Here is a 19,187-nt window from a genome sequence, read left to right as displayed (position 1 = left end):
CCCGCCACAGCCACGACACCGCCACACGGCGGAACCAGCCCCTCCACGCCATCGCCGAATACTTACGTGGGATCATTCATGGGAACCGAACCTGTAGACGGCGGCGGGTCAGAACTGGGTGTATCTGCAGGGAACCTTCACGGTGTTGTGTCGTCCCGTGCAGGTGATGGTGCCCAGGCGCCGGTCGTCGACGGCGAGCTTGGCCCGGGCGAGCGCCTCGTAGTCGTCGATCCTGGAGGCGTAGAGCGCTTCATGGTGGGCTCGCCGGTCGTCGTCGGCGGGGGTGTGGGGGAACGCTTGTGCCCACATCCGGAAGTACAGCCCGGCGGCGGGAGAGTTCAGGGGAACCTGCGTGCTGATGTCGGCGCACAGGCAGCAGACCTCGGCGGCGGTTCCCGGCCGGGTGTCCTCAACGCGGGCGACACGGCCGAGGAGTTCCTGGCAGTGGGCGCGGTAGACGAACGCGGAAGTCATGCGGGGCAACGTCGGGCGCAGCAGGCTGAAGCTGTGGAAGAGGGTGTCCCGATGCTTGGGATGCCGAGCGCAGGCGCTGTCGATCTCCTCCTCGGCCAGGTCGATCAGGTCGAGCGTGACCTTCATCGCGCTGCTGATCTCTGGGACGAGTTCGGCAAGGTTGACGGTGTCGGGGGATGTGTCCACGAGCGATCCTTCGAGGAGAGGGAATAGGGGTGAAGGCGAGGCTGCGGTGACGTCATGGATGCAGGCTGGACTGGTGTGGTGGGTGTTCGGCTAGGCGGGCCCAGATGGAAATCCTGGGGTCGGTGGTTCCTGCTCGAATCCGGGTGTCTGTGATCCGGGGCCGGTGGTGAGAGGTACGGGCGGCCCGACGGCCAGTCTCCGTAGCTGCTTGTGAATGCGCTGGATATCCGCGACGCTGTGCGGGAAGAGATGGGCTCCGAGGTTGCGGAAGCGGGTGGTGACGTGGTCCAGAAGAGCCCTCCAGTCGTTGTTCGCGATCAGGTCGGTGCAGACCGAACACAATGCCCAGGGGTCGTCGCTGCTGGAGATCGCGGTGATGCGGACGGCTCCGGAGACGAAAAATAGGGAGGTGACGGGCTCGTCGTTGCAGATGTCGCACCGATAGTGCGGCTCAGCGAGAATCGGCCGTGGCTCGTGGGTGCCGTCCTCCTCCTGACCGAAGGCGTGTACCCAGTACTGGTAGCCGTCCGGATGGTCGACCCGGTTCAAGGCTCGGCGGCAGCTCCCACAGGAGATCTGCATGGGCGGTTCCTCCTTGATGCGGTAGTGGGGAAGATGTGTGAAACGAAAAAGACCTCGGCCGGTGAACCGACCGAGGCGCTTCGAGCTGTGGCGGGTGATGCTGCGGTGCTGGTCAACGTGCCATGTGTCGGATGAGGTGATGCGAGCTGCGGGGTGCAGCGCCCGGCCATGTAGCCGTCCGGGTGGCCGTATGGCCGGGCGTGCTGCTTTCCTGGTGGCTGCGGGTTCTCGGCGGCCGTCAAGCCCTTGCCCCGAAGGGGGCGGCCGAAGGCCGCGGCTTGCGGCCGGTGAGGTTCCGCGGCATCTTTCGCTGCAGCTCGCCCGGCCGGCTCACCCGGATCACAGCGGCGGGCGAGGTGTCCGCCGTGGTGTGTCCGCGGGGTGGTCTGCCCCTCTGGGCGGCGACCGTCAGCTCGCGGTCGCGGGTGCGCAGTGGATTCCACGACAGCGGTGGCGGAGTAGTCCGGGTATCCGGGTGGACTCCCCGCCGTGTGCCGTGGCGCTCAGGGAAGCGGGAGTGTCGTGTCGGGCGGAGGGGGGTCGAGGGCGGGCATCGTTGGTGCGAGGAGGCCGGGGTCGAGGGTGGGATCTGGTGTGTCGACCGGTGAGACGGCGCTGAGGATCGGTCCCGTCGCATGGTGGATGACGGTGGCAGCTTCCCGCAGGGTCAGCAGGTGTTCGCCGGGGAGCAGGTCGAGATGTGCGGCGGTCCGCGCGGCGATGAGGGTGTGCAGGTCGGGCCAGGCGGTTCCCGTGACCGGCACGACGTCGCTGGCGGCGATCTCGCGGGGCGCGGCACCCGCCTCGACCGGCTGAAACTCGTAGGTGACTCCGTTGGCGTTCAGGAAGGCGCGCAGGACGGTGCCGCCCTGGCTGGCGGGATCGTCGATGGTCGCGATCAGCGCGCCGTAGACCAGATGCGTCGGCGCGGTGGGTGGATCGATGGCGGTGTCCTTCGCCGCGAGCGTGAGGGAGGCGTGGACGGCGGGTGTGGCGATGACCAGATCCGGTATGGATCGCCAGGGATGGCCGGGAAGGTCCGCGAGATCGGGACGCCACAGGTAGCGTGTGCTGCCCTGCTCCAGGAGGACTGTACGTACGGTGCCAGTGGCGCCGGGAAGACCCGGAGGCCCCTGGATCGCGACCCGGCTGCCCCTGCGGATGGGCTTGTCGGCCACCAGGTCGGGGAGGTACCAGCCGGCGTCGAGAGCCGCGCGTTGCCGGTCGGTCAGCGGCGTCGGGCGCGGGGTGATCAGATCGGCCACGACGGCGCGGACCGCGGCGTCGGAGCTGGGATCGGTGCGGCTGGGCACCGTCGCGGATCGCCCGGAGAACACGACGAGCCCCTCATGACGGACACGGTAGGACAGCTTCAGAGCGAGGGTGTCGGGGGAGCTGTCGCGGACCGCGGTCGCCTCCGCAGCCGTGATCTCCACCTGGATCTCGCAGCCGGGATCCATCCAGCTGCGCAGCGGCGGGTCGGCGTGCTGCAACCGGCCGTAGGTCGTGGCCGTGAAGCCAGCCAGATCGACACGGCTGGCCCGCCACGGCCGCAGGTCGGCGCGGGTCGCCACCTGTGCGGGCATGAGCGTGGGGTAGGAGGCGACGAACGAGAGATCGGGCTCGGCGGTCCGCAGCCGGGCGCGCATCCGGGCGTCGAGGGCGAACCCCAGGTGGCCGTCGATCTCGTCGAGATCCGCTTCGACCTGCACGGCAGGCGCACGCAGCGTCGTGAACAGGTCCGCGGTCACCCGCTCGCGTCCCTGCGGCGCCACGGTACGGCGCAGGCGCCACCACCCGCCGGGAACGGTCAGCTTCACCGGGGAGGAATCCCGCGCGTAACCGAGGGGAATCGGATCCGCGCCGGTCACGGTGTGACCTCGCCGAGGCGGTTGGTCATCAAGAGGGGAACGGTGGTGGGAGGTGGCGGGGTCGCGGGGAACGTGCATGCCATAGGAGGCCGGCCCTTCCTGCACGGGGACGTGTAGCAGATGAAGTGCAGGCCTCACCGGCTGCGGAACATCCCGGACATGAAAGTGGCTATGTACCTGCGCACTGGTTACCCGTTCGCCACCGTGGAGGAGAAATCCGCTACCCCGGATCAGGGACTTTACGGCCTGCGCGGGCTCGGCGCGGTGAGTATCGCGGCGATCCGCGCGGCCTGCGATCGCCCTGAAGTGGGTGGGTTCAGCAGCGTCGCCCCGGACCGTGGCGCCCCTGTGGGCATTTCACTCTATGAAGATCGAGTCTTTCCGGTCCATCGCGACCGTTACAAGGCGTTTCTCGACTGGCTTGGCCAGATGTCGCTGCCCGATAATGCGGTCAACCGAATCCTGGAATCGATCAATGCCGAGCCCGCACTGCGCACTCCGCGTGTTTCGAGGCGATGAGGTAGCGAGTTCGGATTCGAGGCGGCCAGTCAGAAGGTCGTGTCGGATTGACGGGCGCGGAGCGCAGCGAGCCGGGTGGCACGGACGCGGGCTGCGCCTGCCAGCGTGGCGAGATCGGGCATGCCGGCGGCGTCGGCGAGGGTCCAGCCGTCGAGGCGCTCGCGGATCTCGACGAGGCGCTTGTTGACCAGGATGGCAACGACGCCGTGTGTGGCGAGCTCGGCGAGGAGGGTGTCGGCGGGCAGGCCGGCCCGCTGGCGGGCGAGGGCACGTTCGGCGAGGACGAGCATCGGATCGGTGGCAGGGCGGCTCGCCAGATCCAGGATGATCGGGTGGGAAGGCTGGCTCATGGCAAATCGATTCCAGGCGTTGGGTCGGGGAGTGGGTCGGGTACTGGCTGGGGCGTGCCTCTGGCCGGGTCGTGGGGACCGGGGCCGGGTCCCGTGGGCGCCGGGTCGGGTGTGGCTGACCAATCAGGGGTGTGCGGCTTGGGGCCCACCGTGTCGACGAAGGGGGCGGGGTCCATGGGCGCGGTGGCAGGCGCGGAGGCGTCGGAAGGTCCTGCGGGCTCGGGCGTCGAAGCCGTGAGCGGGGGCGCGCTGCCAGCCGGGGGAGTGGAGTCCATGGTCGGCGTGTCGGGCGTGTCGGGCGTGTCGGGTGAGGCCGGCGCCGGCGCCGGGGCTGTGGGTTGGGGGGTGGTGGTGGATGGGTCATCGGGTGCGGGTGGGGTGGGTGCTGGCGGGGGTGGAGTCGCGGGCTGGGGCGTGGTGTCGGCCGGGGTGATCGGGTGGTCGGCTTCCCTGGGTGGGCTGGTTGCGTCGGGCGGGGTCGAGGACTGGGAGGTGTTGTCAGCCGGGGCACTGGGAGGGGAGGCGGGGACTGTGGGTGGAGGCGGTGGAGGTGGCGTGTCCGTGGGGGTCGGCGGTGTGAGTGGGTCGGTGTGGGGTAGCCGGGCGGGTGGTGGTGTGGGGTTGCTGAGGTAGTCGGGGATGTGGTGGGCAGCGAGGGCGGCGAGCGTGATGGGGGGTTCGTGGCCGGTGAGGAGTCCGGGTGCGCGGGCGGTGAGGTGGTAGCGGAGCTGGTCGGGGGGGTGCATGAGGGCGTGGGTGAATCTGCCGGTGGGGACGCGGATCCAGCCGTGATGGAGGTCGCCGACGATGGTGTGTTCGGCGGTGTGGGTGAGGCTGGTGGTGACGGGTGGCGAGGCGGGGAGGGCGGCCTCCTGACCGGGGTGCTGCTGGTCGAGGGTGGCGATCAGGGCGTGCTGGGCGGCGGTGTAGGCGGCGAGGGGGTGGGGGTAGGGGCCGCGCAGGAGGAGGGCGGTGTCGCTGATCTCGTGGAGGTAGCCGTACCAGCTGAGGTAGCGGGTGACGGCGGGCTGGTCGGTGCGGGGTGTGGGGCTGGTGGTGGGGAGTGCGCGCGGGGGGTGGATCTCGGCGGTGAAGCCGATGACGTCGCCGAGGTCGACGGCGCCGGCGAGGAAGCCGCGGGCGCCGTAGGCGGCGGGTTCCCAGTAGGCGCTTGCCCAGCCGCGGGGAGCACGGGGGTCGGGCCAGAGGGTGGCGACGCGGATTTCGGCGCCTGCGTAGGGGTGGAAGGGCAGGTCGAGGAGGAGCTGGCCGCGGAGCAGCCGGAAGGCGCGCAGCGGTGGGGTCTCGGACGGCGAGGGGCCGGTCACGGCGCCGTCGGCGGCGTGGCGTCACCGTCGTCGGAGATCCGTGGACGAGCCGCGCCGTCGCTGTCCTCAGACGTAGGTGATGGCGCCGCGCCGTCGCCGCCACCGAGCGGCAGGGTGGGCGCCGACGAGAGAGGTGGGCGGGGGGCTGCCCGTTGGGCGAGGAGTTGTTCGATCAGCCGGTCCGCGGTGGTGGTGGCCGTCGGACCGGTCTCGGCCGGCGCGGTGGGTGGTGTGGCGGGGGCGAGGGACAGCGCCGGTGCGGAGGGCGGGGTAATGGTGGGGGTGATGCGGCGGCGGGCGGCTTGGCGGGCGAGGGCGCGGCGGGTCTGGCGGGGCTTGGCGGTGGCGAGGGTGTGCAGGTCGGGGTCGAGGTACCAGTAGCGGCCGTGCAGGTGGGCGGGGGGCAGGGTGTTGTGGATGAGTAGGGCCTGGCCGGGGGCGACCTGGCGGAGGAGGGCGGCGGGGAGGAGTTCGAGGCGGGTGGGGGCTTGGGAGACGCTGCGTCGCCCGCCGTTGCCGCCGGTGGCGGTGAGGCTGGGGGTGTCGGTGGAGGTGCTGGTCGCCGTGATGTGTTCCTGGCCGAGTAGGCCGCTGGCGTAGTCGAGGGTGGAGCGGTCGGACTGCCCGGCGAAGAAGATCTTGGTGATGGCGTTGGAGATGATGATGTCGGCTTTGGGGCCGTAGGCGGCGTCGATCTGGGCTTTGGACTGGTAGACGAGCAGGAGTTGGATGCCGATGCCGGCGCAGGTGGAGATGCGTCCGGGCAGGTTCTGCATCGGCCAGTTCCCGGCTTCGTCGAGGACGATGAGCAGGGGTGGGTCGAGGGGGATGTTGGTGCGGCCGACGTGGGCGTAGGCCTGGCGCATGAGGTCGTCGACGAGGCCGCCGAGGACGGGGGCGAGGCGTTCGGCGTCGTCGAGGTCGGCGGCGAGGTAGAGGGTGTTGGTCTGCTGGTTGTCGTCGCCGGGGTCGAGGAGCCAGTCGAGGGTGAGGTGGGAGGCGACGGCGGAGGCGGCGACGTCGGGTTCCTGCCAGGGTTGGATCATCTGGCGGGCGACGAGGTAGGTGGAGGAGACCTGTTTGCGGTCGGCGGCCCACAGGCCGGTGAACGCGGAGAGGACCTGGGTGCCGTCGGCGGCGACGGCGGGGTCGAGATGGTTGGCCAGCGGGGTGAGGACGGCGCGGACGGCGTCGCGTTCCATGCCGACGATCCAGCGGACGACGGTGTCCATGCCCAGGCCGACGGTGGCCGCGCCCCAGAACAGGCCGGCTAGGAGATCTTCGGCGGCGGCGGTCCAGAAACCCATGTCGCTGGAGCTGCCGGACGTCCAGGCGGTGGCGTTGACCAGGGAGCGGGCGGCGCGCCGCGCGCCGGCCAGCGTGCGGGCGCCGTCGAGGGGGGACCAGGCGTCGGTGGGCTGTCCGGTGGCGCGGGTCGGGTCGAACACGGCGACGTGGCCGACGCGGCGGCGGCGTTCGATCGTGGCGCCGAGCAGGTCGTTCTTGACGGACAGGGCGATGAGCGGGCCGTCCCATTCCAGGATCGCGGGGATCGCGAGCGCCGCGGTCTTGCCGCACTGGGAGGGGCCGATGACGATCGTGGTGCCGCGCTGGCCGCGGCGCCGCCCGGCTCGGCGGGTGCGCCAGCGGGGCACGGCGCGGTCGAGGGGGCGGGAGGAGTCTTCGGTGGCGATCAGGCGGGCGCGTTGGCCGGGGCCGAGGCGGCCGAGGACCATCCTGCCGCGGGTCGGCCCGGACACCCACAGGGGCAGCAGGTCGGTGGGGCGGGCGAAGCGGGCTTCTGGGTCGATGCCGAGCCGGCGCCGGCGGGTGACGCCGACGCCGGTGACGAGCATGGTCGCGGCCCATCCGCAGAACAGGCACACCGCGGCGAGCGGCAGCGCGGTCAGCGTCCAGTATCCGACCGGCCCGGGCAGCTGGCGGGTGGCAGGGGGCGGCCAGGCGCGGGCGGGTCGGGATGGGTCGGCCGCGAGGCGCGGCAGCGCCGACATCAGGTCGGCGAAACTGATGTGCAGGGTGTGGTGAGCGCCGAGCAGAAGGGCGGCGAGCTGCGCACCGGCCCAGACACCGCCGCTCAGAAGGCAGAGCAGGATGATCCCGGCGACCAGCGCGATCTCCCCGTCGATCCCGAGGCCCGCGGCGGGGCTGTTGCCGCGCTGGCCGGTCATGCCGCGCCCGCCAGGGTGGGCTGCCGGCCGGAGGATCGCGTGGCTGGGAGCCGTCGGGTCGGGGGTGGCGGGTTGGGGGAGGGGATGTCGAGCAGGGTGGTCAGGTCGCGGATCGCTCTGCCGCGGCGCATCCGAACTGCCCGGTCCGTCACGCCGTCGCGGTCGCCGATGTCCTGGGTGCTCAGCCCGTGCACGCCGAGATCGATCAGGAGCTGCAGGTAGGACGGGGACAGGCCGGCGCGGCGGGCGGCCGCGAGCAGCTCCAGCAGCTCCTCGAGCGGGTCGCGGTGGTCGGCGAAGACCGGCAGGGCGCGGTCCGCGAGCAGCGGGGACGTCATCGGCACGGTGATGCGGTCCGCCAGGCGGGGCCGGCCGAACACCGCCTGCTCGGTGTCCAGCAGGATGTTGATCCAGACTTTGCCCGGGCGGCGTTCGACCGGATAGGTGGTGATGACGATCCACGCCGACGAGATCAGCTCGGTGTAGAGGGCGTCGAACTGCCGGTGGCCGCGCCGGGCGTGCGCGGAGGCCTTGGACACCAGGGCCGGCATCATCCTCGCCAGCACGACATGCGCCGCGTCGGCGTCTCCGCCGACGGCCTCGGTGATGAGGAACAGCAGCCGCTGGTCTGCCAGCGGCGCCTGAACCGACGTGTCGCTGCCGCAGCCGTCCACGACCTCATCGATGTCCGCCAGCGGCGCCATCAACGACGACGCAGCCCGCCAGCGGTGCACGGCCGCCAACGCCTGCCGGCTCCGCGACCAGGCCGCCCAATCCCGCAGCCACCGGTGAAGCGCCGGCGACGCCGCCCGCGGCAGACACAAAGCGGGCGCCGAGCCCGCGAAGATCTCGTTCTCCATGGCCGCGAGGCTTCGCCCTGAGTTCCCCACAAGGTTCCTGCGAAACGTCCCCACGCACTCGGACCATCACGCGCACATCAAGACTCGCTGACACGGCCTCGGCAACGCGGATCACCGCGGTCTCGGACGTCCACGTATCGAGAGGGTCTGGACCGTACGTGCCCACGGACGGCCACGAACTGACCGGCGACGGACAGATCCCGGCGTGGCCGCGGAATGTGCGCTCGCCATCGCGGCCGCGCAGCGGGCTGCTAAGCGGGATCCGGCTGTGGTGGCGGCACCGGCTGCCGGTGTCCGCCCCAGCGAATCAGATCTTGACGGCCACCGGTCAGAAGAGCTGACCAGCTGACCGCCGGCGGTCGGACGGCTGGGGCCGCGGAAGACCACAGCCACCCGCCCGTGGCCCGCCGCGCGGGCGCGGCGCGGACCAGAGGGCGGGCTGTGCTCGTCGCACCCGCCGAGGTTTCCCTTCGATCAGGGGAAGTCTCGGCCGTCTGATCAGCTGTCCGCAGGGGTCAGGGTGCGTTCGAAGTAGGTCTTGTAATCGTCGTGGTCGAGCGCTCCATCGAGGTTCACGGCCGAGCGGATCGATTCCTCGCTGACAGGGCGGGGGATGCCCCGTCGTTCGGCTTCGCCGATCACCGAGGCGATGGTGGAGGCGGCGAGGGTGGGGCGGTGGCGGATGAGCCAGTCGAGCATGCGCGCGATCGGAATACTGATCCCGTAGGAGCAGGCTTCGCCTCGGGAGATATGAGTGAGGTTCGCGTCGAGTTCCTTCCCGGAGACGAACTCGTCGAGGATGGCGTGGGTGATCGTGGCTGCGAGGTCGCTGAAGGGGATGAGGTTGTCGCCGGTCAGGTCGGCTGCGACGTACCAGCTGAGATCTTCGGCGAGGTCACGAACGGCCGGCTCGGTGCGCCAGCGCAGGGCCCAGCGCCGGCGCCGGTTGGGGTTGTCCCACAACGCCGACATGAAGCTCTTCGCATATCGGTTCCAGACCTCGATGACTCCCGGCGGCTGTGACGCACCGTTGCGGGTCGTCTTCATCGTTTCCTCGATGCCTTCGGACGAGCGGCGTCGGCGTTCGGCCCAGTCTTGGGCGACCGGCCGCGACCACACGCTGCGTCCTCCGACGTTGGCTTGTGKCAGAGGGACCTCTCCTTCATCGCGGGCGATGTAGGCGCGCAGGGTGGAGGACGCGATGCCGGCGATGTCGGCGAGTTCGGCCTGGCTGACAAGCTGGTCGCCGGTGAGTTCCGGTGCGGCGACCCGCACCACACAGTCCGACAGCGACCGGGTGTCAGGCGAGCGGCGCGCCGCCCAGCCGGCGAGATCGTTCAGCCAGGTGGTGCTTCGGCCTGCGTCGAGGACAACGTCCTCGATCGCCAGCATCACCCCAGCGTCTGGATCCGTGTCGGCGTCGAGGAGGTCCGCGGCGCTGACGATCGTCGCTGCCGGCACGACCCGGCGCACGTAGACCTCGCTCGCGGGGTCCCACACCTGACAGGGCCGGTACCAACTGGAACCGTCCCACCAGTAGCCGCCGGAACGAAACAGCAAGGCTGGTCCCCAGAACGCCATGTGCACCGAGGGGGCGTCTGCGTCGCGGTAGAGGATCACCGACCGGCCGTGGTCGGGGTGCCAGCGCATCGCGGTGCTGCCGCCGCACGGTGCCGCGGCGGCCGGCAACGTCGCGGACAGCAGCACCACCGGTACCCCGGCCGCGCCGAGCCAGCTCAGCGCACGTCGCAGAAACACCGAGGAGATGATCCCCGCGCGTGCGGGGCGGACCACCGGGCACGCCGTCCGGGTGGACGCAGGTCGGGATGATCCCCGCGCGTGCGGGGCGGACCCCCACACCCTGGCCGGGTTCGGGATGGTGGGGGGATGATCCCCGCGCGTGCGGGGCGGACACCCCAGGGCCGCCTAGTGCTCGTGACTCGTCCGGATGATCCCCGCGCGTGCGGGGCGGACATCCGCTGCGCGGTGAGCGCCGACACGGTCGTGGGATGATCCCCGCGCGTGCGGGGCGGACAGCATCCCCGTGGTCGGGTCGCTCATCACCGGGGGATGATCCCCGCGCGTGCGGGGCGGACACTTGCTGACCTGGCACTTTACCCGACGATGTACGCATACAGCATCGGTCCTCTGAGCCGCTGGAGCGGGACACCTGCAGTTGCGATCTTCCGATGCTTCACCGAATCCTCTCAGGGCACCACTATGATCAAGCTTCCTCAGCGTTCACGAAGAACCGTCGGACACTCCATGAACGCTGGACGAAGTGGAGTCCACGGACGTGGTGTACGAAGAGCAACGATCTAGCGACTCGCCGGAGCGGCGGTCCGTGACGTAGAGCGACCACCGCGTGATCCTTCGAGAAACCGCTAAGCACTCGAGAAGGAGCAACGCGATGGCCGTGCGTCCGACTGTGACCGACGCGGAGTCGTTCGGCAAGGAGCTGATGGCAGCGAGTCCGGACCTGCTGGGCTCGATGGTGAAGGCGTTCGCGGAGACGTTGATGGGCGCCGAGGTCGACGGGATCTGTAACGCCGAATACGGGGAGGTATCTCCGGAAAGAGCGAACCGCCGCAACGGTTATCGTATGCGCGAGTGGGACACCCGGGCCGGGACGATCGAGCTGGCGATCCCGAAACTACGCCAGGGATCGTATTTTCCGGACTGGCTCCTGACCCGGCGCCGTCGCGCCGAGCAGGCGCTGATTTCGGTGGTCGCCACCTCCTATCTCCTCGGAGTATCCACGAGAAGAGTGGACAAGCTCGTCGAGCAGCTTGGCGTCGCGCACATCTCGAAATCGCTGGTCTCGGAGCTCGCGAAGCATCTCGACGGCCAGGTCGAGGCATTCCGCTCGAGACCTTTGGACGCAGGGCCGTACCGGTTTGTGCAGGCCGACGCGTTGACGATGAAGGTCCGCGAGGACGGCCGTGTGGTCAACGTCCACTGCCTGCTCGCCGTCGGCGCCAACGGCGACGGGCACCGGGAGATCCTCGGCCTCGAGGTCGTGAGCAGCGAGGATGGCGCGGGCTGGCTGGCGTTCTTCCGCRGCCTGGTCGCCCGCGGCCTGTCCGGCGTGCGCCTGGTGACCTCCGATGCCCACCGCGGCCTGGTCAACGCGGTCGCCGCGACACTGCCCGGCGTGTCGTGGCAGAGATGTCGGACGCATTATCTGCGAGACCTGCTCACGTTCACACCAAAGACGTCGCAGCCTTGGGTCGCCACACTGGTCCGGACGATCTTCGATCAGGCGGACGCGAACGAGGTTACCGTCCAGTTCGACCGGGTCGTCGACGCCCTCGCCGAGAAACTCCCCAGGRCCGCCACGCATCTCTCCGACGCGAAAGCCGACCTGCTCGCCTTCACCACCTACCCGCGGGAGATCTGGAAGCAGATCTGGTCCTCCAACCCGCAGGAACGCCTCAACAAGGAGATCCGCCGCCGCACCGACGTCGTCGGCATCTTCCCCGACCGCGGCGCCATCATCCGCCTCGTCGGCGCCGTCCTCGCCGAACAACACGACGAGTGGATCGAAACCCACCGCTACATCGGCCTCGAAATCCTCGGCAAATGCGACCCCACACAAGAACCCCACGACACACCCGAGATGATCGTGGCACCCGAAGCTCTCACCGCATAACCTCAACCCAGATCACGCGGAGTCACTCTCCGTACACCACCCCGCTGGACGTGACCGGCGACCAGTCCGCCGGCCGGCAGCGGCGTCCGATGGCAGCGCCGAGCTGCGGGCGGCACACTGTCGACCGCGCCCTGGGATGGGCCGCGCCTCCTGCCTGCCCACCTCCCGACGGGATGAATATGCGGATCCACCTGTTTCGGGCCTATCGACCGCGTTACCGTTATGAGCTGGAACGGTCTTGAGTGAGCTATCACGGGGATGCCATGACACCGTCATCCGAAGATGAACTGCTGGACCTGAAGAGCTGCGCGCAACTACTCAACGTCTCGCGATGGTGGCTGTGGTTGCGAGCCCGAACCGGACTCTTTGCCGCACCACACACCGCGAAAGACGGCACCTCGTATTGGACAAAGGAAAGCGTCTATTCGTGGGCGGCGGATCTTGCTGTCGGCTTGTCCTCTCGCGTGCCCATCCGGTTCTGGCCACCCGCGCAGAACCCGGCGGCCTACCTCGGCGCGCGACAGTTATCAGCAGGCGATGCGATTGCGCAGGGATGGGAGACGACTGYCGGTAGATTGTACGTCGTGTGGCCGCTGTCAGGCCGTACCTATCAGCTTGAAGGTATCGGCGCAGAACTTCCTGACGCCGCGGGGATCGCCGCGATGGAATGGGACTTCGGTATCACCGGACCTGCTGTCACGGACCTCGGCGGCGATGGTGAGATCGGGTGGCGGACCTTGGCCCAGGCCGTGGGACGGCCGCTTCCGTACTGGCCGATCACGCTACGGATTCCACAGCTGATGCTAAACTGGGCTACCGATCAGGGTACTGTGATCAGCCCGGCGAGTGCCGACCTCGACATCGCCGCGCTCCTCAAGCTGGCGGCCAGCTACGAGGATGACCATCCGGCGGCGCGAACGCTGATGAACCTTGCCCGTACCTGCGCTCACCGCGCTGTCTCCGCGGCGCTCGGCGACCTCGAGACCCTCGCCGACGGCACCAAGGCGGACACCGTCGTCGTTGCCGCGCGACCCATGCTCGTCCCGGCAGCCGAGCGTGAMGATCTCGATGTTCACCAACGGCGGGCGGGATGGCTCGACGTGCTCAGCCGCGAAGACACCCTCGCACAGCACTGCGTGCGCGAACTGAGGAAATGGGACTCGGGCAGAGACCTGCCTTTCGGGCAGCTTGAGCAGGCCGATCCGTCCCGGCCGCACGTCGCCGAATGGGCACGCCGCCTCCAGCACTGCGCCCGAACCGCCGCATTCGAGATCTTTGATGCGAGGGACGGCGATGCCTTCATCGACCCGGAGACCGACGCACCTGTACTACGCCGCCGCACCGGCGACGGCGATCGGTTCGTTCTCGCGAGCCCCCAGCGGCTCCCCGCGACGAGCCCGCTCGCAGAACTCGTCTTCGACGCACCCATCTGGGTCCGAACCGCCGACGGAACGCTATATCCGGCCCCCCAGGACTCATACTGCGGAATCAGTTGGGGCTACGGCGGTACCGGTCCTCGCTGCCTCGCCACCATGATTGACAGGCTGCTCGACGACATCACAGCCCCTGGCGCCGACCTGTCCACGTCCCCGCCGGAGCCCCTCAGAAACCTCACCGCGATCAAGCTTCCCCACGGAACCGTCCTGACTCGCACACAGCTCGAAGCAGCCCGCGCCGGCACCTGGCTGCCCGAAATCCCTGAAAACGCGGCGGGCGCGGACGAGCCCTGACCGGCTTGATCCTGCAGATCGGCGCGCGGCCGAGCAGGTCGTGGGGATTGGAGCCACCGTTCCGCGTCCCGTCGGGGGACTACGCTGCCGATCCATGGCTGATCACCTGTACTCCGTACGTTCGGTTTAGGTCTTTGACCAGCACGTTTTCTTGATCACGGGGGTTTGGTCAGGTCGACTCCGAGGAGATCGAGCACGCGTTGCTGGAGCGGGGTGGGCCGGGGGATGTAGGCGGGCTGGCCGTCGTGGGCGGGCACGAGGCGTAGGTCCGCGAGGGCTTCGAGGATGAGTCGGCCGGTGGGCCTGRCCGGGCGGCGGGCGTAGAGGCCGGCGACCGTGCCGGTCGGGCCGGCGGCGCGGTGGGCCTCGCGCTCGATCAGCGAGAACAGCAGCAGTGCCAGGCCGACGACGTGCAGGAGTCCGTGGATCCGCTGGTTGTTCTCCAGGTAGAACGGGTTGACCGCGAGGGGGCCCTTGAACGCGCTGTGGCGCCGTTCGGAGGCTTCCTGGCCCTTGTAGTCGACGAAGACCCCGGCGGTGTCCTTGTCGGCGAGGCTCTGGTTGGTCAGGAGCGCGAACCAGCCGTCGGCCTTCGCTGACAGGTCCAGGGCCGCCTCGTCGAAGTACCAGGTCAGCAGCGGTTTGCCGGTGTCGGGGTTGGCGTCGACGTGGGTGCGTAGCCAGGCCCCGACCCGGCACTCGCTGGTGATCTTCTCGACGCGGGCGTGGACGGCGGCCTCGTCGCGGTAGTAGTGGGTGCCAAGGTTGCGGTGCAGCACGACGAGCGCGGCGCGCGCCTTGTCGATCTGCTTCTGCCTGCGTGCGGCGGACGCCGCGGCGCGCCGCGGCGAGTGGGAGAACACGGTGCGCGTCGTGAACGGCGGGTCGCCGGTCTTCGGGCCGCGCAGGGTCGTGGACCCCTCGACGACCCGGTGGACGTCGCGCTGGTGGAACAGTCTGTCCTTCTCGCGCTGGGGCGCCCAGTCGACGATCGTGGCGGTGGCCGGGTCGTGCGCCGCGAGCGCGGCCAGCCCGACGATGGTCCGCGGGGCCGGGGCGACGAAGGTCGCGCCGGCGGCGTCGATCGCGCTGCTGTCGCCGACGAGCAGGAACCGGCGCGGCCCGGCGAGCTCACGCAGGGCGCGCAGGGCGCCCTCGACCTGGGAGATCTCGGCGGCGCCGCCATCGTAGAGGCGGGTCAGCAGCGGGACCGCGCCGTCGGCGCAGGTCGCGAAGCCTGCCTGGACCTGCTTGAGGTCGAAGCGGTGGTCCTTCGGCCGGCCGGGTTTCGGGGTCGCGTAGGCGGGGTCGGCCTGGTCGTAGGCCCCGAACACGGACATGCTGGTCAGGTCCCAGTGGATCTCGCAGACGTCGAGGCCGAACACCGCGATCGCCCGCGTGGCGATCGCGCCGACGGCGGCGTCGGCCTGCTCGGCCAGCGCCTCCAACGCCCGGCCGCACCGGTCGTCGTTGAGCGCATCCGGCTCGATCCCGAAGATCTCCAGGACGGCCCGCGACCACGTCCGCATCCAGACCGCGGATGACCTCGACGACTCGTCCGTAGCGCTCCTGCTCGTCCGCACTGTCGGACTCGAACGAGTTGAGCGTGTTGTACGTCGCGAACCGAACCCGAGCCATCTGACGATTCCCCTTCCGTGCGGGTCCGCGACGATGCGCCGCGGAAGTTCCATGTTTAGCCCAATTGGATCAGACCGCGATGAACACCTGATCGAGACTCTGGAACTCGCCCGATCGCGCGGGTCACGTAATACACGCGTCGGCAACAATGCCGGGGACACGCTCAACATCCCACAGCGTCACGGACATGTCCGCTACGCTGAATCCCAGCGGCGCAGGAATCGGCGGCGGCGGCGGTCGGAAAACTAGAGCAGCAGGAGATCCGGCCGGTGAGTGCCGATGCGTTCCGCCAGTGCGGGCCAGACCTCCCCCGGCAAGATTCCGCGAGATCACCGTCAACATGTGGTCCTCCCTTTCAGGGTCACCGGCCGCCCAAGGTGAGGCGGCGGATCGGTCGTTTCCTTGTCGGCGTCGGCTTCGGTCTGGCTCACGCCTTGGATCCTTCCAGGCGTCTCCCCACCCTCGTCGGTCAATAGTGCCCGCCTATTCTTCGAGGTAGGCGATTAGGTGGGTATCTGCTTTCTTGTTGATGAGTAGCCAGTCAGGGATGCCGGTGTCGTCCCGCAGGACGGGGACCAGGATGCGCAGATCGTTGACCGGGACGCGGGCAAACATGCCGATGCCGTCGCGGGCTTGTGCGAGGGTGCTCATCTGGCTGATCGCCGCGGTGCACGGTGCGGCGCTCGACGCCAGGTGGCGTAGGGTTTCCGCGTCATCGTCGGTGGCGTCGGTGCGCACGGTGGTGGCTGGATAGGCGCGTCTGATACGGCGGCGGAGGTCCTGCTCGTAGGCGTCGTGCCCGTCCGGCGCGTAGAGGGAGACGATCGTGCACGAGCCCAGCCGCGCCGGTGCACGCCACGGCGACGCCGGTGACCATGGCGGTAGCAACGCGAGCAGGGTGACCGCTGTACCAGCCACCAGGATGATCATCCATCGGTGCGCATCGCCGCCGCGGGAGCCGCCCGCGTGTGACATGAGGTCTCCTTCGCCGCGTCGATCAGCGTTGAGGTGGTGCGACGACCGTCGCTTTTCCGACGACGGCGTCGTACTCCCCTATGATCCGGTCGGTGGGTACGCGGGACGGGAAACTCAAAATTCTTCCGGAAGACCTCTCGATCACCCGCCCGAGGGAGCCGACGAAATCGGCTCCGCGGTACCCGTTTTCGTCGATGATCCAGCCCTCGCGGAACTCGCGGAGACCCCACGGCCTTTCAGGGTCATTCTCCGGCCGTCCTAGCAGGGCGAATGCGATCGTCCGGGCTTTGTCCGCGTCTATCACTGTCCCCTCCGTGTACCCTTCACCGGCGAGAGTCTGGTAGTTCGTGAGGATCCGGTAGGTCGGGACGTAGGACGGGAATATTCTTATGCGTCCGGTGTCTTTTTCGACGACCTGTCCCAGGGCGCCGGCGTAGTCGCCGGGCAGGTGGCTGGTCTCGTCGATGAGCCAGCCCTCGGGGAACGCGATGAGGTTCCAGGGCCATTTCACGTCGTCGCTGGGCCGTCCGAGTATGGCGGTGGCGATGGCGCGGGCCCGTGTCTGGTCGATCACCTGTCGCCTTCCCTTGTGATCGCTGTGTCTCGGTGGTCGGTGAGGTTCGTGGCGGCGTCGACCGTGTCGGTCTGCGACACACCGCTCCGTCACAGCGGTGTGCGCGGAGACCCCTTGGCCACGATGGCGTTGTAGTCGGTCAGGATCCGGGAGGGCGGGACCCGCGACGGAAAGCACATGACGCGGCCGGTATCCCGTTCGATGACCCGCCCGACGACGCCCGCGTGCTCTTCACGCAGGTGAGCCGTCTCGTTGATCAACCAGCCTTGGGGGAACTCCTGGAGGCTCCAGGGCTGCTGCGGGTCGTCGGCGGGCCTGTCGAGCATTTTCACGGCGATGTCCCGTGCCTGCTGTTCGTTGATCACAGGTCACGGTCCGAGGTGGCGAGGAGGGCGGCGCCGATCAGTGGTCCGTCCGGTCCGTAGGCGGCGGGGGTGAGAACGGCCCGGTCGGCCAGGCGGGGCACCGCGCGCTGCCGTAGCGCCTGCTGGGCGGCGTCGAGGTAACCGCTGTCCGGGCCGGTCGCGCTGGCGGCGGCTTGCGCGAGCCCCCCTCCGATGGTGATCACGTCGGGGGCGAGGATGTTCAGGACGGTAGCGGCGGCGGTGCCGAGCCAGTAGCCGGCGGCATCGAACGTGCGCCGGGCCGCAAGGTCGCCGTGTTGGGTTTTGTGGACGAGTTCGGCCACGGTCGGGACCCTTGTCCGCGCGGTCGGAGAGGTACGCCGGGGCGCGGCGGGCGGCGACGGCTGGTAGCCGCGGCGCACGGCCCGCGCTCCGGCGAGGGTTTCCACGCAGCCGGTACGGGTGCACGAGCAGCGCACCGTGCTGGCGGGGTCGACGAGAATGTGGCCGAGGCCGGCCGGGCCGGGAGGTGTGCCCAGGGCGAGCTGTCCGCCGAGGGCGATGCCGCCGCCGATCCCGGAGCCGAGCGCGAAGTGGACATGGGTCCCGGTGTGCCCGCGCCGTTGGTACTCCGCCCAGGTCGCGGCGGCGCCGTCGTTGACGACGTGGACCCGCCCGCGTAGGTCGGGGAAGAAGCCGGCGAGCAGGGTGGGCCAGTGGATGCCGGTGTATCCCTGGATGGCCCCGGCCCGCACGACTGTCCCGTCGGCGTCGATCGCGCCGGGGGTGGCGATCGCGACCTGCTCGACGTCGGCCGCGCCGGTCAGCGCCGTGAGGATCCGTTCCTGCACCGCGTGAAAGGTCGGGGACGGGGGAAGCCGCAGCGTGGGCAGCGCGGTGACGATCCGGCTGGGCGGGCCGGTGTCCACGATCGCCTGTTTGATCGCCGAGGCGCCGATATCGACCGCGTACACCCTCATCGCAGCACCAGCACCCAGACACAGGCGACGAGCGTCCAGAGGATCACCGTATTCTTCGCGCCCGCGATCAGTGCGATCCGGATCTCGCGGTGGTAGCCCTCCCGTCGGGCCTGGCGGATCAGGTCCGCGTACCACGCATAGACCAGCCCCATCGCCACACACACCGCGACCACAAGCCCCGCCCCGGTGGGCGTCATCCCGGTTCCTCCTCTCGGTCCCGGTAGAGGTGGCCGGCCCGCGAGCCGCCCCCGACCCTGCGTGTCGGTGTCCGCCATCACTCCCCCCTTTCTCTGGCGTGAGGCCGCTCTGCCCGCAGGGGCAACAGGCGGAGCGGCCGTCCCACTACCGCAAGACGATCATGGGCAGGAGGAGGGCGGCGCCCAGGCCAGCCGCGACGCAGACCAGCCCCCAGCCCGCCCGACCCGCTTCCTCCACGTCCGCGCGCACGGCCGGGTCCATCACCTCCCACCGCTCGCCGTCGTCCAGGTCGACAACCCGCCATCTCCACCGGGCGTTCATCCGCGGATCGGTGTGCTGCCGCTGGCGTGGGCGAGGAGCCGCGTGTACACCTGCGGTGTCGTTGTGTCGGACCCGATCCGCGAGGTATCGGGCCCGTGGAAGCCGCTCGACCCGATCGGCAGCAAGGTCAGCTCGTCGGCGAGGTAGCGGAGCCGCCGCCGGGCGTCCTCGTCGTGGTCGGGATGGTCGACCTCGATGCCGACGAGCCCCCGCGCGGCCAGGTCCGCCACGAACTCCACGGACAGCGGGGCGCCGTCCGGCGCGCACGGGTGCGCGAGCACCCCGACGCCCCCGGCGCCACGGACCACGGTCAGGGCCTCGGTGACCTCGGGCCGCCACAGCGGGGCGTGAAACGGGCCCCCGAGCCAGTCCCGGCCGAACGCATCGTCGACTGAGCTCACGATGCCCGCGGCGAC

Annotated in this window: 18 protein-coding genes, 1 pseudogene and 1 CRISPR repeat array; of the genes and pseudogenes, 3 read left to right on the top strand and 16 right to left on the bottom strand. The window is 69.8% G+C overall.

The features are described from left to right. Positions 1 to 108: 108 nt before the first annotated feature. The 3 genes from KBI5_RS08905 to KBI5_RS08895 all read right to left on the bottom strand — a co-directional run bounded on the left by KBI5_RS08905 (position 109) and on the right by KBI5_RS08895 (position 3,113). Positions 109 to 660: a hypothetical protein gene (locus tag KBI5_RS08905; protein WP_085014976.1), complete on the bottom strand. Its 552-nt coding sequence runs from the start codon at positions 658 to 660 to the stop codon at positions 109 to 111. Positions 661 to 750: 90 nt separating this feature from the next. Further along, positions 751 to 1,242: a hypothetical protein gene (locus tag KBI5_RS08900; protein WP_133056989.1), complete on the bottom strand. Its 492-nt coding sequence runs from the start codon at positions 1,240 to 1,242 to the stop codon at positions 751 to 753. A 503-nt stretch (positions 1,243 to 1,745) separates the two neighbouring features. Continuing rightward, complete coding sequence (locus tag KBI5_RS08895; protein ID WP_085014974.1) at positions 1,746 to 3,113, bottom strand: hypothetical protein; 1,368 nt, start codon at positions 3,111 to 3,113, stop codon at positions 1,746 to 1,748. Positions 3,114 to 3,284: 171 nt separating this feature from the next. Here KBI5_RS08895 and KBI5_RS08890 point away from each other — a divergent pair, with 171 nt between their 5' ends. Further along, on the top strand, positions 3,285 to 3,632 hold the full coding sequence (locus KBI5_RS08890; protein ID WP_085014973.1) for a hypothetical protein: 348 nt from the start codon (positions 3,285 to 3,287) through the stop codon (positions 3,630 to 3,632). A 29-nt stretch (positions 3,633 to 3,661) separates the two neighbouring features. Here the strand turns inward: KBI5_RS08890 and KBI5_RS08885 are convergent, their stop codons facing one another. The 5 genes from KBI5_RS08885 to KBI5_RS08860 all read right to left on the bottom strand — a co-directional run bounded on the left by KBI5_RS08885 (position 3,662) and on the right by KBI5_RS08860 (position 10,117). After that, positions 3,662 to 3,982, bottom strand: a complete 321-nt coding sequence (locus tag KBI5_RS08885; RefSeq protein ID WP_085014972.1) for a hypothetical protein — start codon at positions 3,980 to 3,982, stop codon at positions 3,662 to 3,664. After that, entirely contained in the window at positions 3,979 to 5,310 is a 1,332-nt protein-coding gene (locus KBI5_RS25160) for a hypothetical protein (RefSeq protein WP_116289877.1), read from the bottom strand. Before KBI5_RS25160 ends, KBI5_RS08885 begins: the two co-directional genes overlap by 4 nt. Next, positions 5,307 to 7,499 (bottom strand): type IV secretory system conjugative DNA transfer family protein, encoded by a 2,193-nt coding sequence (locus tag KBI5_RS08875; RefSeq protein ID WP_085014970.1) that lies wholly within the window; start codon positions 7,497 to 7,499, stop codon positions 5,307 to 5,309. The genes KBI5_RS25160 and KBI5_RS08875 overlap by 4 nt, the downstream gene beginning before the upstream one ends. Next, positions 7,496 to 8,359 (bottom strand): sigma-70 family RNA polymerase sigma factor, encoded by an 864-nt coding sequence (locus KBI5_RS08870; RefSeq protein WP_241882764.1) that lies wholly within the window; start codon positions 8,357 to 8,359, stop codon positions 7,496 to 7,498. Before KBI5_RS08870 ends, KBI5_RS08875 begins: the two co-directional genes overlap by 4 nt. 498 nt (positions 8,360 to 8,857) lie before the next feature. Continuing rightward, a complete protein-coding gene (locus KBI5_RS08860) occupies positions 8,858 to 10,117 on the bottom strand; it encodes a hypothetical protein (RefSeq protein ID WP_085014968.1) in 1,260 nt (419 codons plus the stop codon). Positions 10,118 to 10,121: 4 nt separating this feature from the next. Beyond that, positions 10,122 to 10,455: direct repeats of the CRISPR family, unit length 29 nt; unit sequence GGGATGATCCCCGCGCGTGCGGGGCGGAC. A gap of 314 nt (positions 10,456 to 10,769) precedes the next feature. Here KBI5_RS08860 and KBI5_RS08855 point away from each other — a divergent pair. Both KBI5_RS08855 and KBI5_RS08850 read left to right on the top strand, forming a co-directional pair. Beyond that, the gene (locus KBI5_RS08855; RefSeq protein ID WP_085014967.1) at positions 10,770 to 12,011 is read left to right on the top strand and encodes an IS256 family transposase; all 1,242 of its coding nucleotides are present in this window, start codon (positions 10,770 to 10,772) and stop codon (positions 12,009 to 12,011) included. A gap of 584 nt (positions 12,012 to 12,595) precedes the next feature. Further along, positions 12,596 to 13,741 (top strand): hypothetical protein, encoded by a 1,146-nt coding sequence (locus tag KBI5_RS08850; RefSeq protein WP_133056988.1) that lies wholly within the window; start codon positions 12,596 to 12,598, stop codon positions 13,739 to 13,741. 155 nt (positions 13,742 to 13,896) lie between these two features. Here the strand turns inward: KBI5_RS08850 and KBI5_RS08845 are convergent, their stop codons facing one another. The 8 genes and pseudogenes from KBI5_RS08845 to KBI5_RS08810 form a co-directional block, all read right to left on the bottom strand. Next, a complete protein-coding gene (locus KBI5_RS08845; RefSeq protein WP_157902474.1) occupies positions 13,897 to 15,432 on the bottom strand; it encodes an IS1634 family transposase in 1,536 nt (511 codons plus the stop codon). Between the two features lie 430 nt (positions 15,433 to 15,862). Then, positions 15,863 to 16,354 carry a hypothetical protein gene (locus tag KBI5_RS08840; protein WP_085014964.1) on the bottom strand — a complete coding sequence of 164 codons (492 nt, stop codon included), beginning with the start codon at positions 16,352 to 16,354 and terminating at the stop codon, positions 15,863 to 15,865. 22 nt (positions 16,355 to 16,376) lie between these two features. After that, positions 16,377 to 16,928, bottom strand: a complete 552-nt coding sequence (locus KBI5_RS27720; protein ID WP_241882762.1) for a hypothetical protein — start codon at positions 16,926 to 16,928, stop codon at positions 16,377 to 16,379. Positions 16,929 to 17,017: 89 nt separating this feature from the next. Beyond that, on the bottom strand, positions 17,018 to 17,293 hold the full coding sequence (locus KBI5_RS08825; RefSeq protein ID WP_085014963.1) for a hypothetical protein: 276 nt from the start codon (positions 17,291 to 17,293) through the stop codon (positions 17,018 to 17,020). Next, positions 17,290 to 18,252: an ROK family protein gene (locus KBI5_RS08820; RefSeq protein ID WP_085014962.1), complete on the bottom strand. Its 963-nt coding sequence runs from the start codon at positions 18,250 to 18,252 to the stop codon at positions 17,290 to 17,292. Before KBI5_RS08820 ends, KBI5_RS08825 begins: the two co-directional genes overlap by 4 nt. Next, the gene (locus KBI5_RS08815) at positions 18,249 to 18,449 is read right to left on the bottom strand and encodes a hypothetical protein (RefSeq protein WP_085014957.1); all 201 of its coding nucleotides are present in this window, start codon (positions 18,447 to 18,449) and stop codon (positions 18,249 to 18,251) included. The genes KBI5_RS08820 and KBI5_RS08815 overlap by 4 nt, the downstream gene beginning before the upstream one ends. A 145-nt stretch (positions 18,450 to 18,594) precedes the next feature. After that, entirely contained in the window at positions 18,595 to 18,771 is a 177-nt protein-coding gene (locus KBI5_RS26255) for a hypothetical protein (protein ID WP_157902473.1), read from the bottom strand. Further along, positions 18,768 to 19,187, bottom strand: a pseudogene (locus KBI5_RS08810) (hypothetical protein); the annotation flags it as partial. The pseudogene KBI5_RS08810 and the gene KBI5_RS26255, both read right to left, overlap by 4 nt.

It is taken from the genome of Frankia sp. KB5, assembly GCF_002099325.1.
In the GTDB taxonomy this organism is placed as follows: domain Bacteria; phylum Actinomycetota; class Actinomycetes; order Frankiales; family Frankiaceae; genus Frankia; species Frankia casuarinae.
The sequence above is the reverse complement of the archived record's forward strand: the minus strand, read 5'-3'. Positions and strand labels throughout refer to the sequence as shown.

Bases quoted from the DNA above. Each gene is read 5' to 3' on its own strand.
- KBI5_RS08900 (WP_133056989.1), bottom strand. From the start codon at position 1,242: ATGCAGATCTCCTGTGGGAGCTGCCGCCGAGCCTTGAACCGGGTCGAC.
- KBI5_RS08890 (WP_085014973.1), top strand. From the start codon at position 3,285: ATGTACCTGCGCACTGGTTACCCGTTCGCCACCGTGGAGGAGAAATCC.
- KBI5_RS08885 (WP_085014972.1), bottom strand. From the start codon at position 3,982: ATGAGCCAGCCTTCCCACCCGATCATCCTGGATCTGGCGAGCCGCCCT.
- KBI5_RS08875 (WP_085014970.1), bottom strand. From the start codon at position 7,499: ATGACCGGCCAGCGCGGCAACAGCCCCGCCGCGGGCCTCGGGATCGAC.
- KBI5_RS08870 (WP_241882764.1), bottom strand. From the start codon at position 8,359: ATGGAGAACGAGATCTTCGCGGGCTCGGCGCCCGCTTTGTGTCTGCCG.
- KBI5_RS08840 (WP_085014964.1), bottom strand. From the start codon at position 16,354: ATGTCACACGCGGGCGGCTCCCGCGGCGGCGATGCGCACCGATGGATG.
- KBI5_RS08820 (WP_085014962.1), bottom strand. From the start codon at position 18,252: ATGAGGGTGTACGCGGTCGATATCGGCGCCTCGGCGATCAAACAGGCG.
- KBI5_RS08815 (WP_085014957.1), bottom strand. From the start codon at position 18,449: ATGACGCCCACCGGGGCGGGGCTTGTGGTCGCGGTGTGTGTGGCGATG.
- KBI5_RS26255 (WP_157902473.1), bottom strand. From the start codon at position 18,771: ATGAACGCCCGGTGGAGATGGCGGGTTGTCGACCTGGACGACGGCGAG.